14 protein-coding genes are annotated in these 20,380 nt (G+C 65.5%); 5 read left to right on the forward strand and 9 right to left on the reverse strand.

All coding sequences use genetic code 11. The annotated features are described in order from the left end of the window. Positions 1-102: 102 nt before the first annotated feature. The 3 genes from ACODSM_RS20275 to trhO form a co-directional block, all read right to left on the reverse strand. A complete protein-coding gene (locus ACODSM_RS20275; RefSeq protein ID WP_488806677.1) occupies positions 103-321 on the reverse strand; it encodes a hypothetical protein in 219 nt (72 codons plus the stop codon). A gap of 185 nt (positions 322-506) precedes the next feature. Beyond that, positions 507-1,175 carry a glutathione S-transferase gene (locus ACODSM_RS20280; RefSeq protein WP_291444492.1) on the reverse strand — a complete coding sequence of 223 codons (669 nt, stop codon included), beginning with the start codon at positions 1,173-1,175 and terminating at the stop codon, positions 507-509. Continuing rightward, positions 1,172-2,173 (reverse strand): oxygen-dependent tRNA uridine(34) hydroxylase TrhO, encoded by a 1,002-nt coding sequence (trhO, locus tag ACODSM_RS20285; RefSeq protein WP_488806678.1) that lies wholly within the window; start codon positions 2,171-2,173, stop codon positions 1,172-1,174. The genes ACODSM_RS20280 and trhO overlap by 4 nt, the downstream gene beginning before the upstream one ends. Before the next feature lie 91 nt (positions 2,174-2,264). On the opposite strand from trhO, the gene ACODSM_RS20290 reads away from it, so the two are divergent. Beyond that, on the forward strand, positions 2,265-3,893 hold the full coding sequence (locus ACODSM_RS20290; RefSeq protein WP_015014350.1) for a GAF and HD-GYP domain-containing protein: 1,629 nt from the start codon (positions 2,265-2,267) through the stop codon (positions 3,891-3,893). Positions 3,894-4,008: 115 nt separating this feature from the next. Here the strand turns inward: ACODSM_RS20290 and ACODSM_RS20295 are convergent, their stop codons facing one another. Further along, positions 4,009-4,917 carry a LysR substrate-binding domain-containing protein gene (locus tag ACODSM_RS20295; protein ID WP_488806679.1) on the reverse strand — a complete coding sequence of 303 codons (909 nt, stop codon included), beginning with the start codon at positions 4,915-4,917 and terminating at the stop codon, positions 4,009-4,011. A gap of 113 nt (positions 4,918-5,030) precedes the next feature. Between ACODSM_RS20295 and blaACA the strand changes: the two genes are divergently transcribed. Then, a complete protein-coding gene (blaACA, locus tag ACODSM_RS20300; protein WP_488806680.1) occupies positions 5,031-5,945 on the forward strand; it encodes an ACA family class A beta-lactamase in 915 nt (304 codons plus the stop codon). Here the strand turns inward: blaACA and argA are convergent. The 3 genes from argA to ACODSM_RS20315 all read right to left on the reverse strand — a co-directional run bounded on the left by argA (position 5,942) and on the right by ACODSM_RS20315 (position 9,958). Beyond that, positions 5,942-7,288 (reverse strand): amino-acid N-acetyltransferase, encoded by a 1,347-nt coding sequence (gene argA / locus ACODSM_RS20305; protein WP_015014347.1) that lies wholly within the window; start codon positions 7,286-7,288, stop codon positions 5,942-5,944. The two genes, blaACA and argA, sit on opposite strands and share 4 nt — an antisense overlap. A 332-nt stretch (positions 7,289-7,620) precedes the next feature. Further along, positions 7,621-9,711: an ATP-binding protein gene (locus ACODSM_RS20310; RefSeq protein WP_488806681.1), complete on the reverse strand. Its 2,091-nt coding sequence runs from the start codon at positions 9,709-9,711 to the stop codon at positions 7,621-7,623. A gap of 1 nt (position 9,712) precedes the next feature. Further along, complete coding sequence (locus ACODSM_RS20315; protein WP_060985330.1) at positions 9,713-9,958, reverse strand: hypothetical protein; 246 nt, start codon at positions 9,956-9,958, stop codon at positions 9,713-9,715. Between the two features lie 331 nt (positions 9,959-10,289). Between ACODSM_RS20315 and hrpA the strand changes: the two genes are divergently transcribed. Beyond that, the gene (hrpA, locus tag ACODSM_RS20320; RefSeq protein WP_488806682.1) at positions 10,290-14,369 is read left to right on the forward strand and encodes an ATP-dependent RNA helicase HrpA; all 4,080 of its coding nucleotides are present in this window, start codon (positions 10,290-10,292) and stop codon (positions 14,367-14,369) included. A 94-nt stretch (positions 14,370-14,463) separates the two neighbouring features. Here hrpA and ACODSM_RS20325 read toward each other — a convergent pair whose 3' ends face one another. Then, positions 14,464-14,820 carry a hypothetical protein gene (locus ACODSM_RS20325; protein WP_209819828.1) on the reverse strand — a complete coding sequence of 119 codons (357 nt, stop codon included), beginning with the start codon at positions 14,818-14,820 and terminating at the stop codon, positions 14,464-14,466. A 269-nt stretch (positions 14,821-15,089) separates the two neighbouring features. On the opposite strand from ACODSM_RS20325, the gene ACODSM_RS20330 reads away from it, so the two are divergent. Next, positions 15,090-16,775 carry a long-chain fatty acid--CoA ligase gene (locus ACODSM_RS20330; protein WP_488806683.1) on the forward strand — a complete coding sequence of 562 codons (1,686 nt, stop codon included), beginning with the start codon at positions 15,090-15,092 and terminating at the stop codon, positions 16,773-16,775. An 85-nt stretch (positions 16,776-16,860) separates the two neighbouring features. Here ACODSM_RS20330 and ACODSM_RS20335 read toward each other — a convergent pair whose 3' ends face one another. Next, positions 16,861-17,235: a PilZ domain-containing protein gene (locus ACODSM_RS20335; protein ID WP_209819826.1), complete on the reverse strand. Its 375-nt coding sequence runs from the start codon at positions 17,233-17,235 to the stop codon at positions 16,861-16,863. A 125-nt stretch (positions 17,236-17,360) separates the two neighbouring features. Here ACODSM_RS20335 and ACODSM_RS20340 point away from each other — a divergent pair, with 125 nt between their 5' ends. Further along, the gene (locus tag ACODSM_RS20340; RefSeq protein WP_488806684.1) at positions 17,361-20,321 is read left to right on the forward strand and encodes an EAL domain-containing protein; all 2,961 of its coding nucleotides are present in this window, start codon (positions 17,361-17,363) and stop codon (positions 20,319-20,321) included. Positions 20,322-20,380: the final 59 nt, after the last annotated feature.

A 20,380-nucleotide genomic window follows, 5' to 3' on the forward strand; every position in this document is an offset into this window, starting at 1 on the left:
GCCCCCAAAAAGCGCTCTTCGGAGCGCTTTTTTCATGCTGGAAGGTTTTCAGGCGCCGGCTGCTCTGCGGTGAGAGACGCCCTTGCCGGCATTGGCTTGCAACTAGCCCAGCACCACTCCCCCTGCATCCATCGACGGCGGGCGCAGCAGGTCCTCGTTGATGCCCATGGTCTGGCTGGCGCGTTCCACGGCTTGCCACAGTGGCGCTGGCATTTGCAGTATCTCTTCCGGCGAGGTGGAGCGCGCGATCCAGGCGCTGATTTGCAGGTGCTGCTCGTGGGTGAGCAGGTCCAGGTTCAACATTTCGTCGATGATTTTCATGCAGGGGTAATGGGTCGAGTGGGGGCTTGGGGGAGGGCTCTGCGCAGTGAAGCCCTGGGGAGGCTGCGCGGTGCATGAGGTGGAGAAGGGTTGCTCCGTGGTGACCTTGGCGCCACGGAGCGTGGTGTGCTGTGGAACAGATGGTGCCCAAGGCACCGATCTCAAGCAGATTCGGGACGGTGGCGTCAGCCGGGCATCCCGGTGCTGTGCGGGAATGGTACGCCTTGCGTTCCGTCCACCCAGGCGGGCAGTTTGGGCATCACCTGCTCAAACAGCGGGCTGGCTTGCCAGTGGGCCAGCCAGGCCCGCAAACGCGGCCACGGTTGGGCACTCCACCAGCCGTCATCAATGCCGGCAAACTGCCGGACAAAGGGCGCAATGGCCATGTCGGCAAGGGCTGCCCGGTTGCCATACAGGCAGGCATGGTGGGCGAGTCTTGCCTCCAGCGTTTGCAGCCAATCCACCGCCTGGGTGCGGGCCAGGGCGGGGTCGGCGTCGGGGTAGCGGCTGGGGTATTTGCACCGGTCCAGCGCCTGCTTGAACGGGCCGTCGCATTCGGCAATCAGCGCCAGCATGTCCGCCACAGTGCCGTTGCTGGGGGTGAGCCAGCCTTCCGGGTCGTTCTGCGCCAGCGCCCACAGCATGATGTCCAGGCTCTGCTCCAGCACCTGGCCGCCAGGGAGCACCAGCACGGGTACCGTGCCCTTGGGGGATGCTTGCAGCAGCCCCTGGGGCTTGTTCCTCAGTACCACCTCCCGCAGCTCGCACACCTGGCCACTCACGGCCAAGGCCAGACGCGCACGCATGGCGTAGGGACAACGGCGGAACGAGTACAGGACGGGAAGGGCGGTCACGTTGTGCCATCCACGCCGTCGTCACCGGCGTCCTTGGCCGCAGTGCGCGGGGGGCGGCCGGGTTGCTGCGCGCCGATGTGTTCTTGCCCGCGCTGCCGGGCCAGCTGCATCTGCCGCTCGCGCTCGGCCAGGGCGCGTTCCTGCTCGGGTGTGCGGGTGCCGTGGCAATAGGGGCAGCTCACGCCAGGCACATAGTGCGGCGACTGCAGTTCGGCCTCGCCCAGCGGCATGCGGCAGGAGCGGCACAGCTGGTGGTGGCCCGGTGCGAGGCCATGGCCTACCGACACACGTTCGTCGAACACAAAACAGTCGCCGTGCCAGCGGCTCTCTTCTTCAGGCACGGTTTCCAGGTATTTGAGGATGCCGCCTTCGAGGTGGTAGACCTCGTCAAAGCCTTGTGATTTGAGGAAGGCAGTGGACTTTTCGCAGCGAATGCCGCCGGTGCAGAACATGGCGACTTTGGGCTTGCCTGCCAGCACGCCACCGGGTTGTTTTTCTTTTTCGACCCAGGCCGGAAACTCTGCAAAGGTCTGCGTGTGCGGGTTGATGGCGCGCTCAAACGTGCCAATGCCCACTTCGTAGTCGTTGCGTGTGTCTACCACCACCACGCCAGGGTCGTCGATGAGGGCGTTCCAGTCCTCGGGCTTCACATAGGTGCCCGCGTTGCGCGCAGGGTTCAGGCCCGGCACGCCCAGGGTGACGATCTCGCGCTTGAGGCGCACGCGCATGCGGTAGAAGGGCATGCGCTCGGCCAGCGCCTCCTTGTGCTGCAGGGCGGTAAAGCGCGCGTCGCTGCGCAGCCACGCCAGCACGGCGTGCACACCCTGCGGTTCGCCCGCAATGGTGCCGTTGATGCCCTCGGGCGCCAGCAGCAGCATGCCGCGCACGCCGTTCGCGTCGCACAGGGTCTGCAGAGGCTCGCGCAGCGCCGCAAAGTCTGGCAGGTCCACAAACTGGTAAAGCGCGGCGGTGAGAAAGCGGGGTGTGACCGAGTCCACGAAAAAGGCGTTTTTGAAACAGGAAGGGTGATGATAGCTGTCACCTTTCGTTACGATGCGGGGTTACCAACGCTGCTTGCAAGGTGGTCGCATGAGCAAGGAATCCACTCTCAATCTGTTCCGTCGGCTGGAGCAGCTCAACGGCATCGGCGCCGCGCTTTCGCGCGAGCGGGACATTGACCGGCTGCTGGAGAACATCCTGGAGGCCGCCAAGACCATCACGGGCGCCGACGGCGGCACGCTCTACAGCGTGACGGATGACCAGTCGGCGCTCAAGTTCGAGATCCTGCGCACCGACTCTCTCGGCATCAGCCTGGGAGGCACCACCGGCAAGCCCATCGACCTGCCGCTGCTGCCCCTGCGCACGGCCGACGGCGGGCCCAATGATTCGCTGGTGGCGGCGCACGCGGCCATCCACGACCGCACGGTGAACATTGCCGACGCCTACAGCGCCGCAGGGTTTGATTTTTCGGGCACACGCGCGTTTGACCAGCGCACGGGCTACCGGTCGCAGTCGTTCCTCACGGTGCCGATGAAGAACCATGACCTCGAACTCATCGGCGTGCTGCAGCTCATCAATGCGCGCGACCCGGACACGGGCGAGGTCATCACCTTTTCGCAGGCCGACCAGAGCCTGGCCGAGTCGCTGGCGTCGCAGGCGGCCATTGCGCTGACCAACCGGCTGCTCATCACGCAGCTGGAGCGCCTGTTCGAGTCGTTCGTGAACCTGATCAACCTGGCCATCGACGAAAAATCGCCCTACACCGGCGGCCACTGCCAGCGCGTACCGGCCCTCACCATGATGCTGGCCGAAGCCGTGGATGCCACCCGCGAGGGGCCGCTGGCCGCGTTCAAGATGAGCGACCGCGACCGCTACGAGCTCAAGATGGCAGGCCTGCTGCATGATTGCGGAAAGATCACCACCCCCGTGCATGTGGTGGACAAAGCCACCAAGCTGCAGACCATCTACGACCGCATCGGCCTGGTGGACACGCGGTTTGAGGTGCTCAAGCGCGACGCCGAGCTGGCCGCGCTGCGCCGCCAGCTGGCGCTGCGCCCGGTGGTGGACGCGCGGGCCGAGGGGCAGGAGCTGCAGGCCCTGCAACACGACATCCATGCGCTGGAGGAAGACCGCGAGTTTCTGCGCCGCTGCAACACCGGCACCGAGGCCATGCGCCCCGAGGACCAGCAGCGCGTGCGCGACATCGCCGCCATGCGCCACTGGCGCAACCCCCAAGGGGTGCAGACGAGCTTTCTGACGGCCGAAGAGGTGGAGAACCTCACCATCCGCTCCGGCACGCTGAACCAGGCCGAGCGCGACACCATCAACTATCACATCGTCGCCACCATCAAGATGCTGGAGACGCTGCCCTGGCCGCGCCACCTCCAAAACGTGCCCGAATACGCGGGCGGCCACCACGAGCGCATGGATGGCAAAGGCTACCCGCGCGGCCTCACGCGCGAGCAGATGTCGCTGCAGGCCCGCATGATGGGCATTGCCGACATCTTTGAAGCGCTGACAGCCGCAGACAGGCCCTACAAGAGCGGCATGACCTTGTCGCAAGCGATCGCCATCATGTGCAAGATGCGCGACAACGGGCACATCGACCCCGACCTGTTCGAGGTGTTTGTGCGGGAGCGGGTGTACCTGCGGTATGGCGAACAGTTTCTGGAGGCGGGGCAGGTGGACGCGGTGGATGTGACGGCGATGGGTTTTTGATTCCGCCGGGCGCCCGGGTGGCGCATCGTCCCCCAGTGGGTGCCGATACCTTCGGACAATTTGCTATTTTATTGATAGCTATTGGCGCATGATGCACTAGCGCTACCGGCCAAAATCACTCCAATTTCTCTGCGCTGATGCTGGTACCAGTGCTGCCCCCCGTGCCGGCGCTGGCCTGCACCAGCAGCCAGTCCCGAAACGCCGTCATGGCCCCCGTGGCAGGGCGGGACTGCAGCCTTGTCAGCCAGTAGGCGCCCCGGTGCAGCTCTTGTGCAAAGGGCTGTGCCAGACGGCCCTGCTGCAGTTCGCGCGCGAACATCTTCACCGGTAACAGCGCCATGCCCGCGCCCTGCGCCGCTGCTTCGGCCAGGGTGAGGGACGAGTCGAACACCGCGCCACGCACCACGGGGCAGGGCGCCCCCGCAGCCTCAAACCAGGCGGTCCATTCGTCGGTGCGGTAGCTGCGCAGCAAAGGCTGGCGCGCCAAGTCGGCCGCCGTGCGCAGGCCGTGGGCCAGGGCGGGCGAGCACATCACGGACATGGGCGCATCCATGATGCGGTCGCCCTGCGTGCCGTGCCAGGCGCCTTCGCCAAAGCGGATGGCGTAGTCCAGCCCTTCGCCCGCCATGTCCACCCGGTTGTTGTGCGTGAGCAGGCGCAGGTCCACAAAGGGGCAGGCCTGCTGAAAGTCGCGCAGCCGGGGCAGCAGCCAACCCACGGCAAAGGTGCCCACGGCCCCCACGGTCAGCACCTCGCGCGGGCGGGTGTCGCCCAGCTTCTCCAGGGCGCGCTGCAGGTTGCCGAACGACTCCACCACCACGGGCAGCAGTGCCTGGCCTTCGTCCGTCAGCGCCAGTCCGCGCGGCAGGCGCCGGAACAGCGGTTTGCCCAGCCGGTCTTCCAGCTTGCGGATGTGCTGGCTCACGGCGGTCTGGGTCACGTGCAGCTCCTGGGCGGCACGCGTCAGGTTCAGGTGGCGGGCCGAGGCCTCGAAGGCACGCAGGGCGTTGAGCGGCAAGTGCATGGCGCCAAAAGATCAAAGTTTTTCTTGGGGCTTTTGGCAATTATTGTCGATGGTGCTGGGGGCTGAACCTCCGTATCGTTCGGGCCTTGTTCCCCACTACGCTTCCAATCGATATGCAAAGAAGACAGTTTTCCTTGGGTTTGATGGCCGCCACGGCCCTGCCTTTGTGGGGTTGCGCAGCCGTCCGCAACCCCGACCGGCGCGACCAGACCACCCGCGCGTGGAGCGAAGCCCTCGCCAGCATCGAACGCACTGCGCAGGGCCGCCTGGGTGTGGCCATGCTCGATACCGGGTCGGGCCTGGCGCTGGGCTGGCGGCAAGACGAGCGTTTTGCCATGGCCAGCACCTTCAAGCTGGTGCTCGCCGGCTGGATGTTGGCCTTGGTGGACCAGGGCAAGGAGCGGCTGGATGCGCGTGTGCACTACGCAGCGGCCGACGTGGTGGCGTACTCGCCCGTCAGCGGCGCGCGTGCGGGCGACGGTGGTGGCCTGACGGTGGGCGAGCTGTGCGCTGCCACCGTGAGCCTGAGCGACAACACCGCCGCCAATGTGCTGCTGGCCCGCCATGGCGGCCCGGCCGGATTCACCGGATTCGTACGTTCGCTGGGTGACGAGGTCACGCGGCTGGACCGCACCGAGCCCACGCTGAATGAGGCTGCCGTGGGGGACCCGCGTGACACGACCACGCCGCTGGCCATGCTGCAGACCCTGCAGAAACTGGTGCTGGGCAACGCGCTCAGCCCCACGTCCCGGGCCTGGCTGCAGCGCTGGCTGGTGGAGACCAGCACGGGCGACAAACGGCTGCGCGCCGGTGTGCCGGGCTGGAAGGTGGGCGACAAGACAGGCACGGCGGGCGACAGCGGCACGGCCAACGACATCGGCGTGCTGTGGCCGCAGGGCGGCGGCGCGCCGGTGCTGGTGACCTGTTACCTCACGCGCTCTACAGCGTCCGGCGAGCAGCGGGATGCGGCGATTGCCCAGGTGGCGCGCGCCGTGGCGACCGCACGCGTTGCGTTCACCCGTGCTTAGAGCTTCTTGACCAGCACCTGGCTCTTGCGGTCCCAGTTGTACTTGCGCTTGCGGGCGTCGGGCAGCCAGTCAGGGTCTACCGGCGAGAAGCCGCGCTTGATAAACCAGTGCATGGTGCGGGTGGTCAGCACAAAGATGCTGTCCAGCCCCAGCAGGCGTGCACGCTGCTCGATGCGCTTGAGCAGCTTTTCGCCGTCGCCCGTGCCCTGGCTTTGTGGCGATACCGTCACGGCGGCCATCTCCGCCGTCTTGGCCTCGGGGTAGGGGTAGAGCGCGGCGCAGCCAAAGATCACGCCGTCGTGTTCGATGATGGTGTAGGTGGCGATGTCCCGCTCGATCTCGGTGCGGTCGCGCTTGACCAGCGTGCCATCCTTCTCGAAGGGTTCGATCAGCTGCAGGATGCCGCCCACATCGTCGATCGTGGCCTCGCGCAGCTCTTCCAGCTTCTCGTCGATGACCATGGTGCCGATGCCGTCGTGCACATACACCTCCAGCAGCAGCGAGCCATCCACCGCAAACGGCAGGATGTGGCTGCGCTCCACACCGGCCTTGCAGGCCTTCACGCAGTGCTGCAGGTAAAAGCCCGTGTCCGTGGGCTGCTGGGCGGGCGGCAACTGTGCCAGCAGGGCCTGCGCGGCGGCCAGCGGCAGCTCGGTGTCGATGGGGTTGTCGTCGCTCTCGGGCTCGGTGGGCGACATGCGGATGCCTTGCACCTCGGTCAAAAAGATCAGCTTGTCGGCCCGCAACTCAATGGCGACGCTGGTGGCCACTTCTTCCATGCTGAGGTTGAAGGCCTCACCCGTGGGCGAGAAGCCAAACGGCGACAGCAGCACCAGCGCGCCCATGTCCAGAGTGCGCTGGATGCCGGCCACATCCACCTTGCGCACGAGGCCCGAGTGCTGGAAGTCCACCCCATCCACAATGCCCACGGGCCGCGCCGTGAGGAAGTTGCCCGAGATCACGCGCACCGTGGCGCCCGCCATCGGCGTGTTGGGCAGGCCCTGGCTGAAGGCGGCCTCGATCTCGTAGCGCAGCTGCCCAGCGGCCTCTTGCGCGCAGTCGAGAGCCACAGAGTCGGTAATACGGATGCCATGCGAATACTTGGCCGCATGCCCCTTGGCCGCCAGCTGCTCGTTCACCTGCGGGCGAAAGCCGTGTACCAGCACGATCTTCACGCCCATGGCCTGGATCAGTGCCAGGTCTTGCGCAATGCTGTGCAGCTTGCCGGCCGCAATCGCCTCACCCGTCAGCCCGATCACAAAGGTCTGGTTGCGGAACTTGTGGATGTACGGCGCCACCGAGCGGAACCAGGGGACGAAGGTGAAGTTGAAAACGGCGGACATGGAGGAGGGCGGTTGGGACGGTGGTGGTAATGCGCGAGGTGCGAATGATAAGTGTCCTTAGGGACCGGGTGCCGGGATTTGCACGCTCAGCCAGGATGACCATCGAACAGCGCCGCGATGCGGCGGCGCCAGCGTTCGGCATCTTCCGGCCGGTCAAACCCACCCCGCTGCATGGGGGGCTCGCCACGCACTGTCAGGCGCAGCACATGGTGGGGAGCGTCTTTCGAGGCGCATCGGCACCGAGATGTGCTCGGCGTAGTGCAGCCCGTCGCCGGACTCGGAAAACCCGCTGGCCATGTCGATCCTTGATCCTTGGTCCCTCGTCCAGGGTGTCACACCAGCTGGGGCGCTGCGGACGCCGCCCCGCGTGCGCGAAACGCGCTGAGTTTGGCACCAAACGGCTCCAGCACCAGACCCTCTTCGGGCAAGGTGCCCGCAGCGTCCGAGGGGGGCGCCAGCGCAATGTCGCAGCCTTGCAGCAGCGCCACCATCTCCGCGGGGGCGATGGTGCCGTGTGCCAGCAACGCGTCCACCGTGCGCCCCAGTGCCTCATGGTGTGTGGTCAGCAGTGCCTGGGCGCGCTGGTATTGCTGCTGCATCAGCGCTTCGATGGCCTCGTTGCTGGGGCCGATGTCGGTGTTGACGTGGTTGTCCATCTCCACAGTGACATCGGTGCGGGACAGCCGCGCGCCAAAGCCATGGTGGCGGATGTAGCGCGCCGCTTCGGCCGTCACCTGCTTGAAGTCCTGCTCGGCCCCGGTGGTGCAGGCCATTTCGCCAAACACCAGTTCCTCCGCCACGCGGCCTGCCAAGCCTACGCACATCATGTCGAGCGCGTTCTGGCGTGTGGTGGCCTTGAGGCTGGAGAAGCTGTTGTACCCGCCCTCGAACGAGGCGATGTTGATCTTCACCTCTTGCGGAGCGTGGCCGAACAACACGCAGTAGGCCAACCCATGGCCCGCCTCATGCACCGCCAGCAGGGCCCGAAAGTCTGCGTTGGCCCGCTGCTTGAGCCGGTTCAGCTCCAGCGTCACCGCAAACGCAGCCTGCACCCTGCCTGCAGGCCCCTGGCCCGATACCAGCAGGTGGCGCTTGTCGGGCGCCAGGTGAATGACGAACTCTTGCTCCAGCGAGAGCTGCTCTTGCACCACCCACAACGCGGCGTTGACCAGATTGGCGCTCAGGATCGCGTGCACTGAGGAGAACAATGGCCGCGTGCCCTGCGCAGGGAACACGGCGTTGGCATACAACTCGCTCAGCACATCCTGCCCGATGGCAAACCGCACACCACACTGCGCGGCAATATCGTCCACATAGCGGGTGCACAGGTTATGGATGAGGCGCTCATACGTCGCCTTGCTGAACGACGGGTAGACCACATGTTCATTGCCCAGCCGGGCGATCTGCTCGGGCTTGAAGCGTTCGCCCAGCGCCTTCTTCACATCGATGAGCGAAAGTTTGCGCGTCAGGCGGTGAAAGATGTCGGCATCGGTGTCGCAGTCTTCCACGCGCTGTGCGGTCTCGTGGTACATCTCGTCGAGGTTGCCGCATAAAAACACCAGCAGCTTGCTGTAATCGGTCTCCCACGCATGGCTGGACTGCTGAAAGCTGGCAAACAGCGCCTGCACCTTGGCGGGCGGCCACTGCATGATGGCGGACAGCGGCTCCTGCAGCTTCAGCATGCGCTTGAGCTCTTGCGCATCCCAGGCATCCAGTTGAAAGCGGTAGGGCTTCTTGCCTGCGCGGTCGTCGTCATCTTCGGCGCGCTCGGCCTCGTAGTGCGCATCGGCCAGCTTGCGCTCGATGTTGGACAGAGCGCTCAAGGCTGGCGGCAGGCGCCCGTCGGACAGCAGCGTCCAAACGTCCTGGTAGCGCTCCACCTTCACGTCGGCGCCCTTGGTATCCACCGTGCGAAAGCGCTGGAACTCGTCCAGCACCAGGATGCCCGGCATGCCCTCGTGAATGCCTGAGTCGCCCAGCATGCCGGAGATGGACGAGCTGCGGTAGCTCGCGCCGTGGCTGAAGCCTTCCATCTGCACTTCCACAAACCGGTCGTAAAAGCCCAGCAGCTGGGCCAGCCGCCGCGTGAGCTGCGTCTTGCCCGTGCCGGTCAGGCCCCACAGGCACACGATGACCGGCCGGGTGATGAGCTGCGGCAGCACGTACCAGGCGCGGATGGCATTGATCACGCGGTCGATCACGTCGTCGATGCCGAAAAGCTCGGCTTTCAGTTGCAACGCCGCGCGGGCCAAAGCCTGCTGGCGCTGGGCCAGTTCTGCGCTGCTGGCAAGCACCCGGGAAGGCCCGACCGCTTGGGCACGCACGGGTGCGGGATGCACCGCGTGCGTTGGCACATCGGCCAGCGCCGGATGCGGGATGGGATGCCGCAGGTGTGGCGGCAGGGGGGTGTTGAAGGGGTTCATGTCAATCGTTCAAAAAGGGGCTCTGGATCGCCTTGCGCAGGGCGACGTTGTCCGCGCGGCGCTGGGCTCCACGGGTTCGGATGTGCTTGCCTGCCGCGCTGGACAGGCTGCGTTGGGCCAGCGCTGCGGCCACAGGGTTTCGGGGCGGGCCCGAGGCTTCGAGCTTCAGCACCAGGGGCTGCTTCATGCGGCGCAGCTTCTTGATTTCACCCTGGGCGAAGGCCCGAGACAGTTTTTTGGCACTCATGTGTGCATTCCACAAACAAAAAACCCCGGCAAATAAGCCAGGGCTTGTGGAGCGCTGCACGGGAGTGCAGGAGGTCGCTTGTCTGCCATGGCTGGATGCGTGAAAACACAGTCCAGCCGGGGCGGTGGACAGTGGTCAGGCGGGAGCGAACAAGGGAACAAACATAGCGGTGACCTCCAGGGTGGTTTCAGCGGCGGACGATGCGCCCGGTGCGGGCTGAAACAAGAAAGGCGCGATTGTGTCGACGTGCCTGAAGCCTGACAAGCCCAAGATGAGGGTCTAGGCCCATCTGTCGCGCCAAAAGCACACTGCGGCCCGATAATTGCGCCCCATGTCTTCTCCCGATCAGCGGCCGCCAGAGCCTTCTTCTGCTTCGCCTTCCCGTCGCGCCTTCACCATCGAGTTCCCCGAATCCCTGCCCGTATCGGGCAAGCGCGACGAGATCATGGAGGCCATCGAGAAGCACCAGGTCGTCATCGTGTGCGGTGAAACCGGCTCGGGCAAGACGACCCAGCTGCCCAAGATTGCACTGGCTATGGGCCGGGGCAAGTGCAATGCCAAGCCCGGACAGAAAGGGCAGCTGATTGGCCACACCCAGCCGCGCCGCATTGCAGCCAGCAGCGTGGCCAAGCGCATTGCCGAAGAGCTGAACACGCCGCTGGGCGACGTGGTGGGCTTCAAGGTGCGGTTCCAGGACCGCTTGAGCCGCGATGCGTCCGTCAAGCTGATGACCGACGGCATCTTGCTGGCCGAGACGCAGACCGACCCGCTGCTCAAGGCCTACGACACCATCATCATCGACGAGGCGCACGAACGCAGCCTCAACATCGATTTCTTGCTGGGCTACATCCGCCAGATTCTGCCCCGCAGGCCGGATCTGAAGGTCATCGTCACCTCGGCCACCATTGATGCCGACCGGTTTGCCAAGCACTTCGAATCCGCTAAAGGTCCAGCGCCGGTCATTATGGTGTCGGGCCGCACCTTCCCGGTCGAGCAACGCTACCGCCCGTTTGAAGAAAGCCGCGACTACGGTCTGAACGAGGCCATTGCCGATGGCGTGGATGAGCTGTGGCAGGGCAACGCGGCGGGCGACATCCTGGTCTTTTTGCCCGGCGAGCGCGAGATCCGCGAGGCGGCAGACCATTTGCGCAAGCACCTGTCGCACCAGCCGGTGATGCGCAATGCCGAGGTGTTGCCGCTGTTCGCGCGCCTGTCGCAAGCCGAGCAGGATCGCATCTTTGACGGCCACACGGGCCGCCGCATCGTGCTGGCGACCAACGTGGCCGAGACCTCGCTCACGGTGCCGGGCATCCGATACGTCATTGATGCAGGCACAGCGCGCGTCAAACGCTATTCTTTCCGTAGCAAGGTGGAGCAGTTGCTGGTCGAGCCCATCAGCCAGGCTGCGGCCAACCAGCGCGCCGGCCGCTGCGGCCGGGTGGCCAACGGCATCTGCATCCGTCTGTATGACGAGGCAGACTTCAACAGCCGCCCGCGCTTTACCGACCCCGAAATTTTGCGCAGCTCGCTGGCAGGCGTCATCCTGCGCATGAAGTCGCTGCACCTGGGCGACGTCACGCAGTTTCCGTTCATCGAGGCACCTTCGGGCCGCGCGATTGCTGACGGCTACCAGCTGCTGGCCGAGCTGGGCGCGGTGGACGATGCCAACGAACTCACGCCCATGGGCGTGGAGCTGTCGCGCCTGCCGCTGGACCCGCGCGTGGGCCGCATGATCATCGAGGCGCGCGACCGCAAGGCGCTGGACGAGGTGCTCATCATCGCCAGCGCCCTGAGCGTGCAAGACGTACGCGACCGCCCCATGGAAGCGCAGCAGCAAGCCGACCAGGCGCATGCCAAGTTCGACGACGACAAGAGCGAGTTCAGCGGCTATCTGAAGCTGTGGAAGTGGATCAACGAGGCCCGGGGCGGGGCGCCGAGCCTGCCGTCGGCCCGCGCCCAAAAGGCCATGGCCGCGCAGAAGGCGCCGTCGCAGGCGTACCTGCCCGTGGAGCGGCGCGGCGGCGCGCCTGCAGCGGCTGCTGCAGCAGCAATACCCGCCGCCCCAGCCGCCACCCACAAGCTCAGCAATCGCCAGTACGAGCAGCTGCTGCGCCAGAACTTCATCAGCATCCGCCGCCTGCGCGAGTGGCGCGACATCCACACCCAGCTGCTCACGGTGGTGACCGAGCACAAGTGGCAGATCAACACCCAGCCCGCCAGCTACGAGCAACTGCACCTGTCCATGCTGGCCGGCCTGCTGGGTAACGTCGGCTGCAAGAGCGACGAGGAAGACTGGTACCTGGGCGCGCGTGGCATCAAGTTCTACAAGCACCCCGGCGCGCACCTGAACAAAAAGCCCGGCCGCTGGATCATCGCGTCGGAACTGGTCGAGACCACGCGCCTGTTTGGCCGGGGCATCGCCGCCATCGAGCCGCAGTGGCTGGAGCAGATCGGCGGCCACTTGCTGAAGAAGCAACTGCTGGACCCGCATTGGGAGAAGAAGTCTGCCGAGGTCGTGGCGCTGGAGCGCGCCACGCTCTACGGCATCGTGGTCTACAACAACCGCCGCGTGAACTTCGGCAAGGTGGACCCGCACGCTGCGCGTGAGGTGTTCATCCGCGAAGCCCTGGTGGGCGGCAACTGGGAGACGCGCCTGCCCTTCCTGGCCGCCAACCAGAAGATGATCGCCAAGGTTGAAGAGCTGGAACACAAGTCCCGCCGGCAGGACGTGCTGGTGGACGATGAGCTGATTTACGCCTTCTACGACCAGCAACTGCCGCCCGAAGTGTGCAGCGGCCACAGCTTTGAGGCTTGGTACCGCGAGGAAAGCAAAAAGCAACCCGACCTGCTCAAGCTCACCCGCGAGGAGTTGATGCGCCACGAGGCTGCAGGCATCACCACCAACGCCTTTCCCAAGACGGTGCGCCTGGGGGGCGTGGACTGCGCTGCGAGCTATCTGCACGAGCCCGGCGATGCGCGTGACGGCATCACCGTGACCATCCCGCTCTTTGTGCTCAACCAGGTGAGCGAAGAGCGCTGCGAATGGCTGGTGCCCGGCATGCTCAAGGACAAGATCCAGGCCCTGCTCAAAAGCCTGCCCCAGCGCCCGCGCAGCCGCTTTGTGCCGCTGCCCGAATCTGCCACGCGCCTGGCCGAGCTGCTGGGTGCGCCCGAGCGCTTTGGCACGGGCAGCCTGACCGATGTGTTGCTCAAGCAGGTGCGCGACGAGACCTCGCTGGACGTGAAGCGCGCCGACTTCAAGCTCGACATGCTCAGCCCACATCTGTTCATGAACTTCCGCGTGGTGGACGAGCATGGCCGCCAGCTGGGCCATGGCCGCAACCTGGGCGCGCTCAAGGCGGAGTGGGGCGCCAAGGCGCGGGGGGCCTTCCAGGCGCTGGCGGGGCTCAAATTGGGCAGTACAGCCGCCGATACAGCGGATCTGAAGCAAAAAGCGCCGCAAGCGCTAGAGAATCATGCCCAAGGTGCTATCAGATCAGGAGTAAAGAGTGCGCCCCCTGCCGCCGTCAAGCCTGTCAACGCGCCCCCATCGGCGCCCGCTGGCCAACGCTACACCACCTGGACGTTTGGCGAGCTGCCCGAGCTCATGGAAATCAGAAAGGGCGGCCAGATGCTCATCGGCTTTCCGGCCCTCATCGATGGCGGCGACGCTGTGACCATCGAGGTCTTCGACGAGCCCGAAGTGGCCGCCGCCAAGCACCGCGCCGGCCTGCGCCGCCTGTTTGCGCTGCAGATCAAGGACGCGCTCAAGTACCTGGAAAAGAATATCCCCGACCTGCAGAAAATGGCCGTGGCCTACATGCCCCTGGGCACGCAGGAAGAGCTGCGCACCCAGATCATCGACGTGGCGCTGGACCGTGCCTTCCTGCTCGACCCGCTGCCTACCGACGAACATGCCTTCAAGCGCCGCGTGGAAGAGGGCCGGGGCCGCCTCACGCTGATCGCCAACGAGGTGGCCCGCCTGGCCGCCACCATCCTCACCGAATACGCCGCCGCTGCCCGCAAGATCAAGGACACCAAGAACGCCCCGGATGCGACGGCCGACGCGCAACAACAGCTGCAACGCCTGGTGCCCAAGAACTTCATCGCCGTGGCCCCCTGGGCGCAACTGGCGCACTACGCCCGCTACCTCAAGGCCATAACCCTACGGCTGGACAAGTACCGGGCCGACCCCGCCCGCGACGCAGCCAAGCTGGCCGAACTGCGCCCGCAAGAGCAGCGCTACTGGCGCCTGGTGGCCGAGCGCAAGGGGGCGGTGGATGCGCGCATGCAAGAGCTGCGCTGGCTGCTGGAGGAACTGCGTGTGAGCTTCTTCGCGCAAGAGCTGCGCACGCCGCAGCCGGTGAGTGTGAAGCGGCTGGACAAGCTGTGGGCGCAGATTCAAAGCTGAAAGGGCTGCTGGTCTGCAGGTCGTGCGCCCGGCAGCGATATGCGATGTGAGTTGGCCCACCGGGCAGCACGACTCGGACAGGTGCCTGCGGACGTCAGGGCCGTGTCCAGAGCTTGAAGGTCACGTACATGGCATACGCCAGCGCAACCACCATCCACACCACGAAAAACAGGTTCGCCCAATACTTGTCGGCATGCTCGGCCAGCGTGTAGATCTGCCCTGCGCAGCCCTTGCCAACGCACGGAATCTGGCGCAGAACCATAGCGCGCAACGCTTCGTATAGCAGATAGCACCCGATCCCCGCCACGACCAGAAAGCTGAAAGGTCCCAGTGGTGATTTGGTGTACTCGCCGCTGTCGTCCCGTGGGCCCTGGCGCAGTAGCTTTTGCCCATAGCGGTACCAGACATATCCGACGAGCAGCATCAATGCGTAGTACAGGGCTGTGAGCATGCTGTGCAGAGTGTGATGCGGTGTGTTGAGGGCGGGGCGACGTCGGCCTTCGTGCGGCAACTGGCTGAATGAACGCGTGGACCCAGCACTGCTGCCTTCCGGCGATCTTAGCGGCAAGGCATTTGGTAACCACTTGTTTTCGTCGACAGCGTGTTCCGTCTGCGCGCCATGGTGCAACGGTCACCTGCGCGACCATGCATCAGTGGCATCCCCAATGTCCTCGGGCTCCATGCGACCTAGGCTGGTGGCTTCTAAGGAAATCCAGCCCCATGCGACCTCACTACAAGTTCTGGCCCCGCCGTCTTCCCCATGCCATCACGCTACCTGCCACCTCGCTATGGGACAACCTGGCGACCAATGCACGCCGTTACCCCGACAAGGCCGCGCTGGTGTTTTTCGGGACCACTGTGAGCTACCAGCAACTGATGGAAGGCGCGGAGCGCCTGGCTGCGCGGCTGGCCCAGTTGGGGGTGCAGCGTGGCGACCGGGTGGTGCTGTGCATGCAGAACTGCCCGCAGCTGGTGATGGCGCACTTTGCCATCCTTCGGGCCAACGCAGTGGTGGTGCCGGTCAACCCCATGAACCGGGCCGAGGAACTCAAGCACTACATCACCGACCCCGACACCAAGGTGGCAATCACCACCGGCGATCTGGCCCCGGAGATGGCCAAGGCGAGCAACGCGTTGGCCGCTGGCGAGGGGCTGGCGCATCTGGTGGTCACGCAGTTCTCGGATGCGTTTGACGTGGCCGTGACCGGCATGGATGCGCCGCCCGAGGCGTGGATGGACTGGCTGGGCACACGCCACCCTTTGCCTGCGCTGGAGGGCGGGCAGGCCCACGCGTGGGTGGACGCCTTGGCATGCACCGACGCACCCCCGGCCTTGTCGGTGGGCCCGACTGACCTGGCGCTGTTGCCCTACACCAGCGGCACCACGGGGCTCCCCAAGGGCTGCATGCACCTGCACAAAAGCGTCATGCACAATGCGGTGGCCAGCAGCCTGTGGGGCAATGGGTCTGCCGACAATGTGACGCTTGCGGTGGTGCCCATGTTCCACATCACCGGCATGGTGAGCGTGATGCACACGTCCATTTACTGCGGCGCCACGCTGGTCATCATGCCCCGCTGGGACCGCGACCTGGCCGGGCGCCTGATATCGCGTTACCAGGTCACCACCTGGACCAACATTCCCACCATGGTCATCGACCTGCTGGGTAGCCCGAACTTTGCCAGCTATGACCTGTCCAGCCTGGCCTATATCGGCGGGGGCGGCGCGGCCATGCCGCAGGCTGTAGCGCAGCGCCTGCTGGAGCAATACGGCCTGCGCTACGCGGAAGGCTATGGCCTGACCGAAACGGCCGCCCCGTCGCACGCCAACCCGCCCGACCATCCCAAGCAGCAGTGCCTGGGCATTCCGTTCATGAGCACCGATGCGCGGGTGATCGACCCCGACACGTTGCAGGAACTGCCCGTGGGCGAGCAGGGCGAGATCATCATCCATGGCCCCGAGGTGTTCGAGGGCTACTGGAAGCGGCCCGATGCCACGGCATCGGCCTTCATCGAGTTCGAGGGCAAGCGGTTCTTCCGCTCGGGCGACCTGGGGCGCATGGACGAGGACGGGTACTTCTTCCTGACCGACCGGCTCAAGCGCATGATCAATGCCAGCGGCTTCAAGGTGTGGCCTGCCGAGGTCGAAGCGCTGATGTTCCGCCACCCTGCCATTCAGGAGGCCTGCATCATCGCCGCCAAGGATAGCTACCGGGGCGAGACGGTGAAGGCCGTGGTGGTGCTGCGTGCCACCCACAAGGACACCACCGAGCAGCAGATCATCGACTGGTGCCGCGAGAACATGGCGGTGTACAAGGTGCCGCGCATCGTGCAGTTTGTGCCTGCGTTGCCCAAGAGCGGCAGCGGCAAGGTGATGTGGCGCGCACTGCAGGAGCAGGAGGCGCAGTGATCGGGCGGCACCGGCTGGTCTGACCAGCGCGCAAAGAGAAAAAGAGGCGCCGCTGCAGCAGCGCCGCTCGCGCCTGCGGCAGCCGTCAGTGCGCCGCGCCCGCCATCGTCAGCTCGCCCAGGTCCCGCTCCAGCAGGGCGGGGTCGCCCAGTTGCAGCTCGATCAGGCGGCGCAGGTGGGTGACGCTGTCCAGATCGATGCCCTTGCACAGCAGCCCGGTGTGCAGGCCCTGCACGTGGGCCACCTCGGTGGACATGGCAATGTGGTTGCCCGTGTCGGCCAGGGGAATGGTCAGTTGGCACAACGTGCCTTGCCCCAATGCCGCCTGTGCCGGCACCATGATCAGCGCGCCCTTGAGGGACAGGTCCAGCACATGCACGCTGAACGCAGCGGTGGCCGTGGTCAGCAGGGCCGGCGCATCAAAACCAACGCGGACGAAGTGGCGGCGTTCATGGGGCATCGCTGTCTCCTGGGCGGGGCGGGGGGGTGGAGCAGATGCTAACCCAACCGGCGCACGGCAGTTAATTTTTGGAGGTTTTTGCAAGCATTCGTTACTATGGGTTCTCCATCACCAAGGGGGCCGGTGTGAAACCTGGCGTGAACTGGCTGGTGCGGCGCTGCGCCGCGTGGCTCAAAGGCATTGTGTGGGTGGCCGTATTGACGGCCAGCGCCAGCATCGCCGCCGCCCCGCGCGAGCTGCGTGTGGGGGTGTATTCCAACGAGCCCAAGGTGTTTGTGGATGCCGATGGCAAGGCTGCAGGCATTTTTGTGGACCTGCTGCAACTGGTGGCGGCCCGCGAGCAGTGGACCCTGAAATATGTGCCCTGTAGCTGGCAGGACTGCCTGGATGCGCTGCGAGAGGGGCAACTGGACCTTATGCCCGATGTGGCCCGGTCGCCCGAGCGCGAGATCCTGTACGACTTTCACCGCCTGCCGGTGCTGCACAGCTGGTCGCAGATCTACCGGACCTCGGGCGCCCCCATCTATTCGCTTTTCGACCTGCAGGGCAAGCGGGTGGCGGTGCTCAAGGGCTCCGTGCAGCGGTCCACCTTCTTGAATATGGTGGACAGCTTTGGCATCCAGGTGTCTCTGGTGGATGCCCCTAGCCTCATCGAAGCGTTTGCCATGGTGCAGCGGGGCGAGGCCGATGCGGTCATCTCCAACCACCTGTTCGGCAACTTTCATTCGGCCCGCTACGGGGTGGTAGATACGGGCATTGTGTTCCAGCCCGCTGCGCTCTTCTTCGCGACCGGCCCCGGGCGCAACGCCGAGGTGCTGGCGGCCATCGACCGGTCGGTCGAGGCATGGCGCAGTGGCGCGGACCCCGCGTATGCCCAGGTGATGCGCCACTGGGGCGGGCAAGACCCCGGGGTGCAGATTTCGCCCTGGGTATGGCGAGGATTGGCGGGCTTGGTGGCGTTCAGCTTACTGGCTGCGTTGATGGTCGCCATCTTGCGCCGGCAGGTGCAAGAGCGTACGCGCCACCTGCGGGAGAGCGAGCAAAAGCTCGCCACCATTCTGGACAGCGTGGGCGCGCTCATCTACATCAAGGGCAAAGACTACCGTTACCAATACGCCAACCACCACACGCTGCATTACTTTGGCCGGCCGGCGCACGAGGTGTTGGGCCATGACGATGCGGCGTTTTTCGACGCAGCCACGGCGCAACGGCTGAGGGCCAATGACCGGCGGGTGCTGGAGGACGGCGAGACGCTGGAGGCTGAAGAAGTCAACACCCCCGCCGCCACGGGCGAGACGCGTGCGTTCCTGTCCATCAAGATACCGCTGCGCCATGCGGACGGCAGCATTTATGCGCTGTGCGGCATCTCCACCGACATCACCGAGCGCCGCAAGGCCGAAGAGTCACTGCAGATTGCTGCCACGGTGTTCGAGTCGTTCGAGGGCATGATCGTGACGGGGCCAGACCAGCGCATCCTCAAGGCCAACCAGGCCTACGAGCGGCTGACGGGCTACTCGGTGGATGAACTGGTGGGCCAGACGCCGCGCCTGCTGCACTCGGGCCGGCAGGATGCGTCTTTTTACGCGGCCATGCAGAACACGTTGCACTCCAGCGGCATGTGGCAGGGCGAGGTGTGGAACCGGCGTAAGGACGGCACCGAATACCCGGCCTGGATCACCATCACCACTGTGCGTTCGCCGCGCGGCGAGATCACTCATTACGTGGGCACGCAGACAGACATCTCCAGCCGCAAGGCGGCCGAGGAGGAAATCCGCCTGCTGGCCTTCTACGACCCGCTCACCGGCCTGCCCAACCGTCGGTTGATGAATGACCGCCTGCAACACAGCCTGGCCGCCAGCGCACGCTCAGGCGCGGGCGGTGCGCTGCTGTTTGTGGATCTGGACAACTTCAAGGACCTGAACGACACCCAAGGGCACGAGCTGGGCGACCAGCTGCTGCGCCAGGTGGCTGCGCGCCTGGGGGGCTGTGTGCGCATGGGGGACACCGTGGCACGCCTGGGAGGGGACGAATTTGTGGTGCTGCTGGAGGGGCTCAGTCCCCAGGTGCACGAGGCCGCTGCCCAGGCCGAAACGGTGGGCCGCACGGTGTTGCAGGCGCTCAGCCAGAGCTACCAGCTCGACGGCCACGCGCACCACAGCTCCTGCAGCATCGGCATCGCGCTGTATGCGGATGCGCGCGGCTCGGTGGACGAATTGCTCAAGCACGGCGACTTGGCGATGTACCAGGCCAAGGGCGCTGGCCGCAACACCTTGCGGTTCTTTGACCCGCGCACCCAGGCCAACGTGACCGCGCGCACGCTGCTGGAGGCGGGCTTGCGCGACGGCCTGCGCGACGGGCAATTCTTGCTGCATTACCAGGCGCAGATCCACCAGCAGCGCGGCATTGTGGGCGCCGAGGCCCTGGTGCGCTGGCAGCACCCGCAGCGCGGGCTGGTGTCGCCCGCCGAGTTCATCCCAGTGGCTGAGGCTTCAGGCCTCATCGTGCCGCTGGGCGTGTGGATCCTGCGCACGGCCTGCCTGCAACTGGTGGAGTGGGCCCGCGACCCGCAGACAGCCCACTGGACCCTGGCCGTGAACGTGAGCGCCCGGCAGTTCCGCCACAGCCACTTTGTGGATGAAGTGCTGGGCGTACTGGAAGAAACCGGCGCCAACCCGCACCGGCTGAAGCTGGAGTTGACGGAAACTCTGCTGCTGGACGATGTGGAGGACACCATCCTGCGCATGGACACTTTGCGTGCGTCGGGCCTGGGCTTCTCACTGGATGACTTTGGCACGGGCTACTCGAGCCTGAGCTATCTGAAACGCCTGCCTCTTGACCAGCTCAAGATCGACCAGAGCTTTGTGCGCGATCTGTTCACCGATGCCAATGACGCCAGCATCGCCCGTACCATCGTCACCCTGGCCCACAGTCTGGACCTGGGGGTGATTGCCGAGGGCGTAGAAACCCAGGAGCAACGCGACATGCTGGCCAGTCTGGGGTGCCACACCTGGCAGGGCTACCTGTTCGGGCGCCCCGGGCCTGCCGATGCACTGGTGCAGTCGGTGGCCAGCGCGACGACCTGGTGACGCCTTTTTTGTCGGCAGGGTACCCTCCGCTGGGCGTTACCCCTGGGCTGCCCATGGGT

This window comes from Acidovorax sp. FG42 (genome assembly GCF_057809195.1).

Coding starts and splice junctions, on each gene's coding strand:
- ACODSM_RS20315 (WP_060985330.1), bottom strand. CDS start 9,958: ATGAGTGCCAAAAAACTGTCTCGGGCCTTCGCCCAGGGTGAAATCAAG.
- ACODSM_RS20310 (WP_488806681.1), bottom strand. CDS start 9,711: ATGAACCCCTTCAACACCCCCCTGCCGCCACACCTGCGGCATCCCATC.
- ACODSM_RS20335 (WP_209819826.1), bottom strand. CDS start 17,235: ATGCCCCATGAACGCCGCCACTTCGTCCGCGTTGGTTTTGATGCGCCG.
- ACODSM_RS20330 (WP_488806683.1), top strand. CDS start 15,090: ATGCGACCTCACTACAAGTTCTGGCCCCGCCGTCTTCCCCATGCCATC.
- ACODSM_RS20325 (WP_209819828.1), bottom strand. CDS start 14,820: ATGCTCACAGCCCTGTACTACGCATTGATGCTGCTCGTCGGATATGTC.
- ACODSM_RS20290 (WP_015014350.1), top strand. CDS start 2,265: ATGAGCAAGGAATCCACTCTCAATCTGTTCCGTCGGCTGGAGCAGCTC.
- blaACA (WP_488806680.1), top strand. CDS start 5,031: ATGCAAAGAAGACAGTTTTCCTTGGGTTTGATGGCCGCCACGGCCCTG.
- ACODSM_RS20275 (WP_488806677.1), bottom strand. CDS start 321: ATGAAAATCATCGACGAAATGTTGAACCTGGACCTGCTCACCCACGAG.
- ACODSM_RS20295 (WP_488806679.1), bottom strand. CDS start 4,917: ATGCACTTGCCGCTCAACGCCCTGCGTGCCTTCGAGGCCTCGGCCCGC.
- argA (WP_015014347.1), bottom strand. CDS start 7,288: ATGTCCGCCGTTTTCAACTTCACCTTCGTCCCCTGGTTCCGCTCGGTG.
- hrpA (WP_488806682.1), top strand. CDS start 10,290: ATGTCTTCTCCCGATCAGCGGCCGCCAGAGCCTTCTTCTGCTTCGCCT.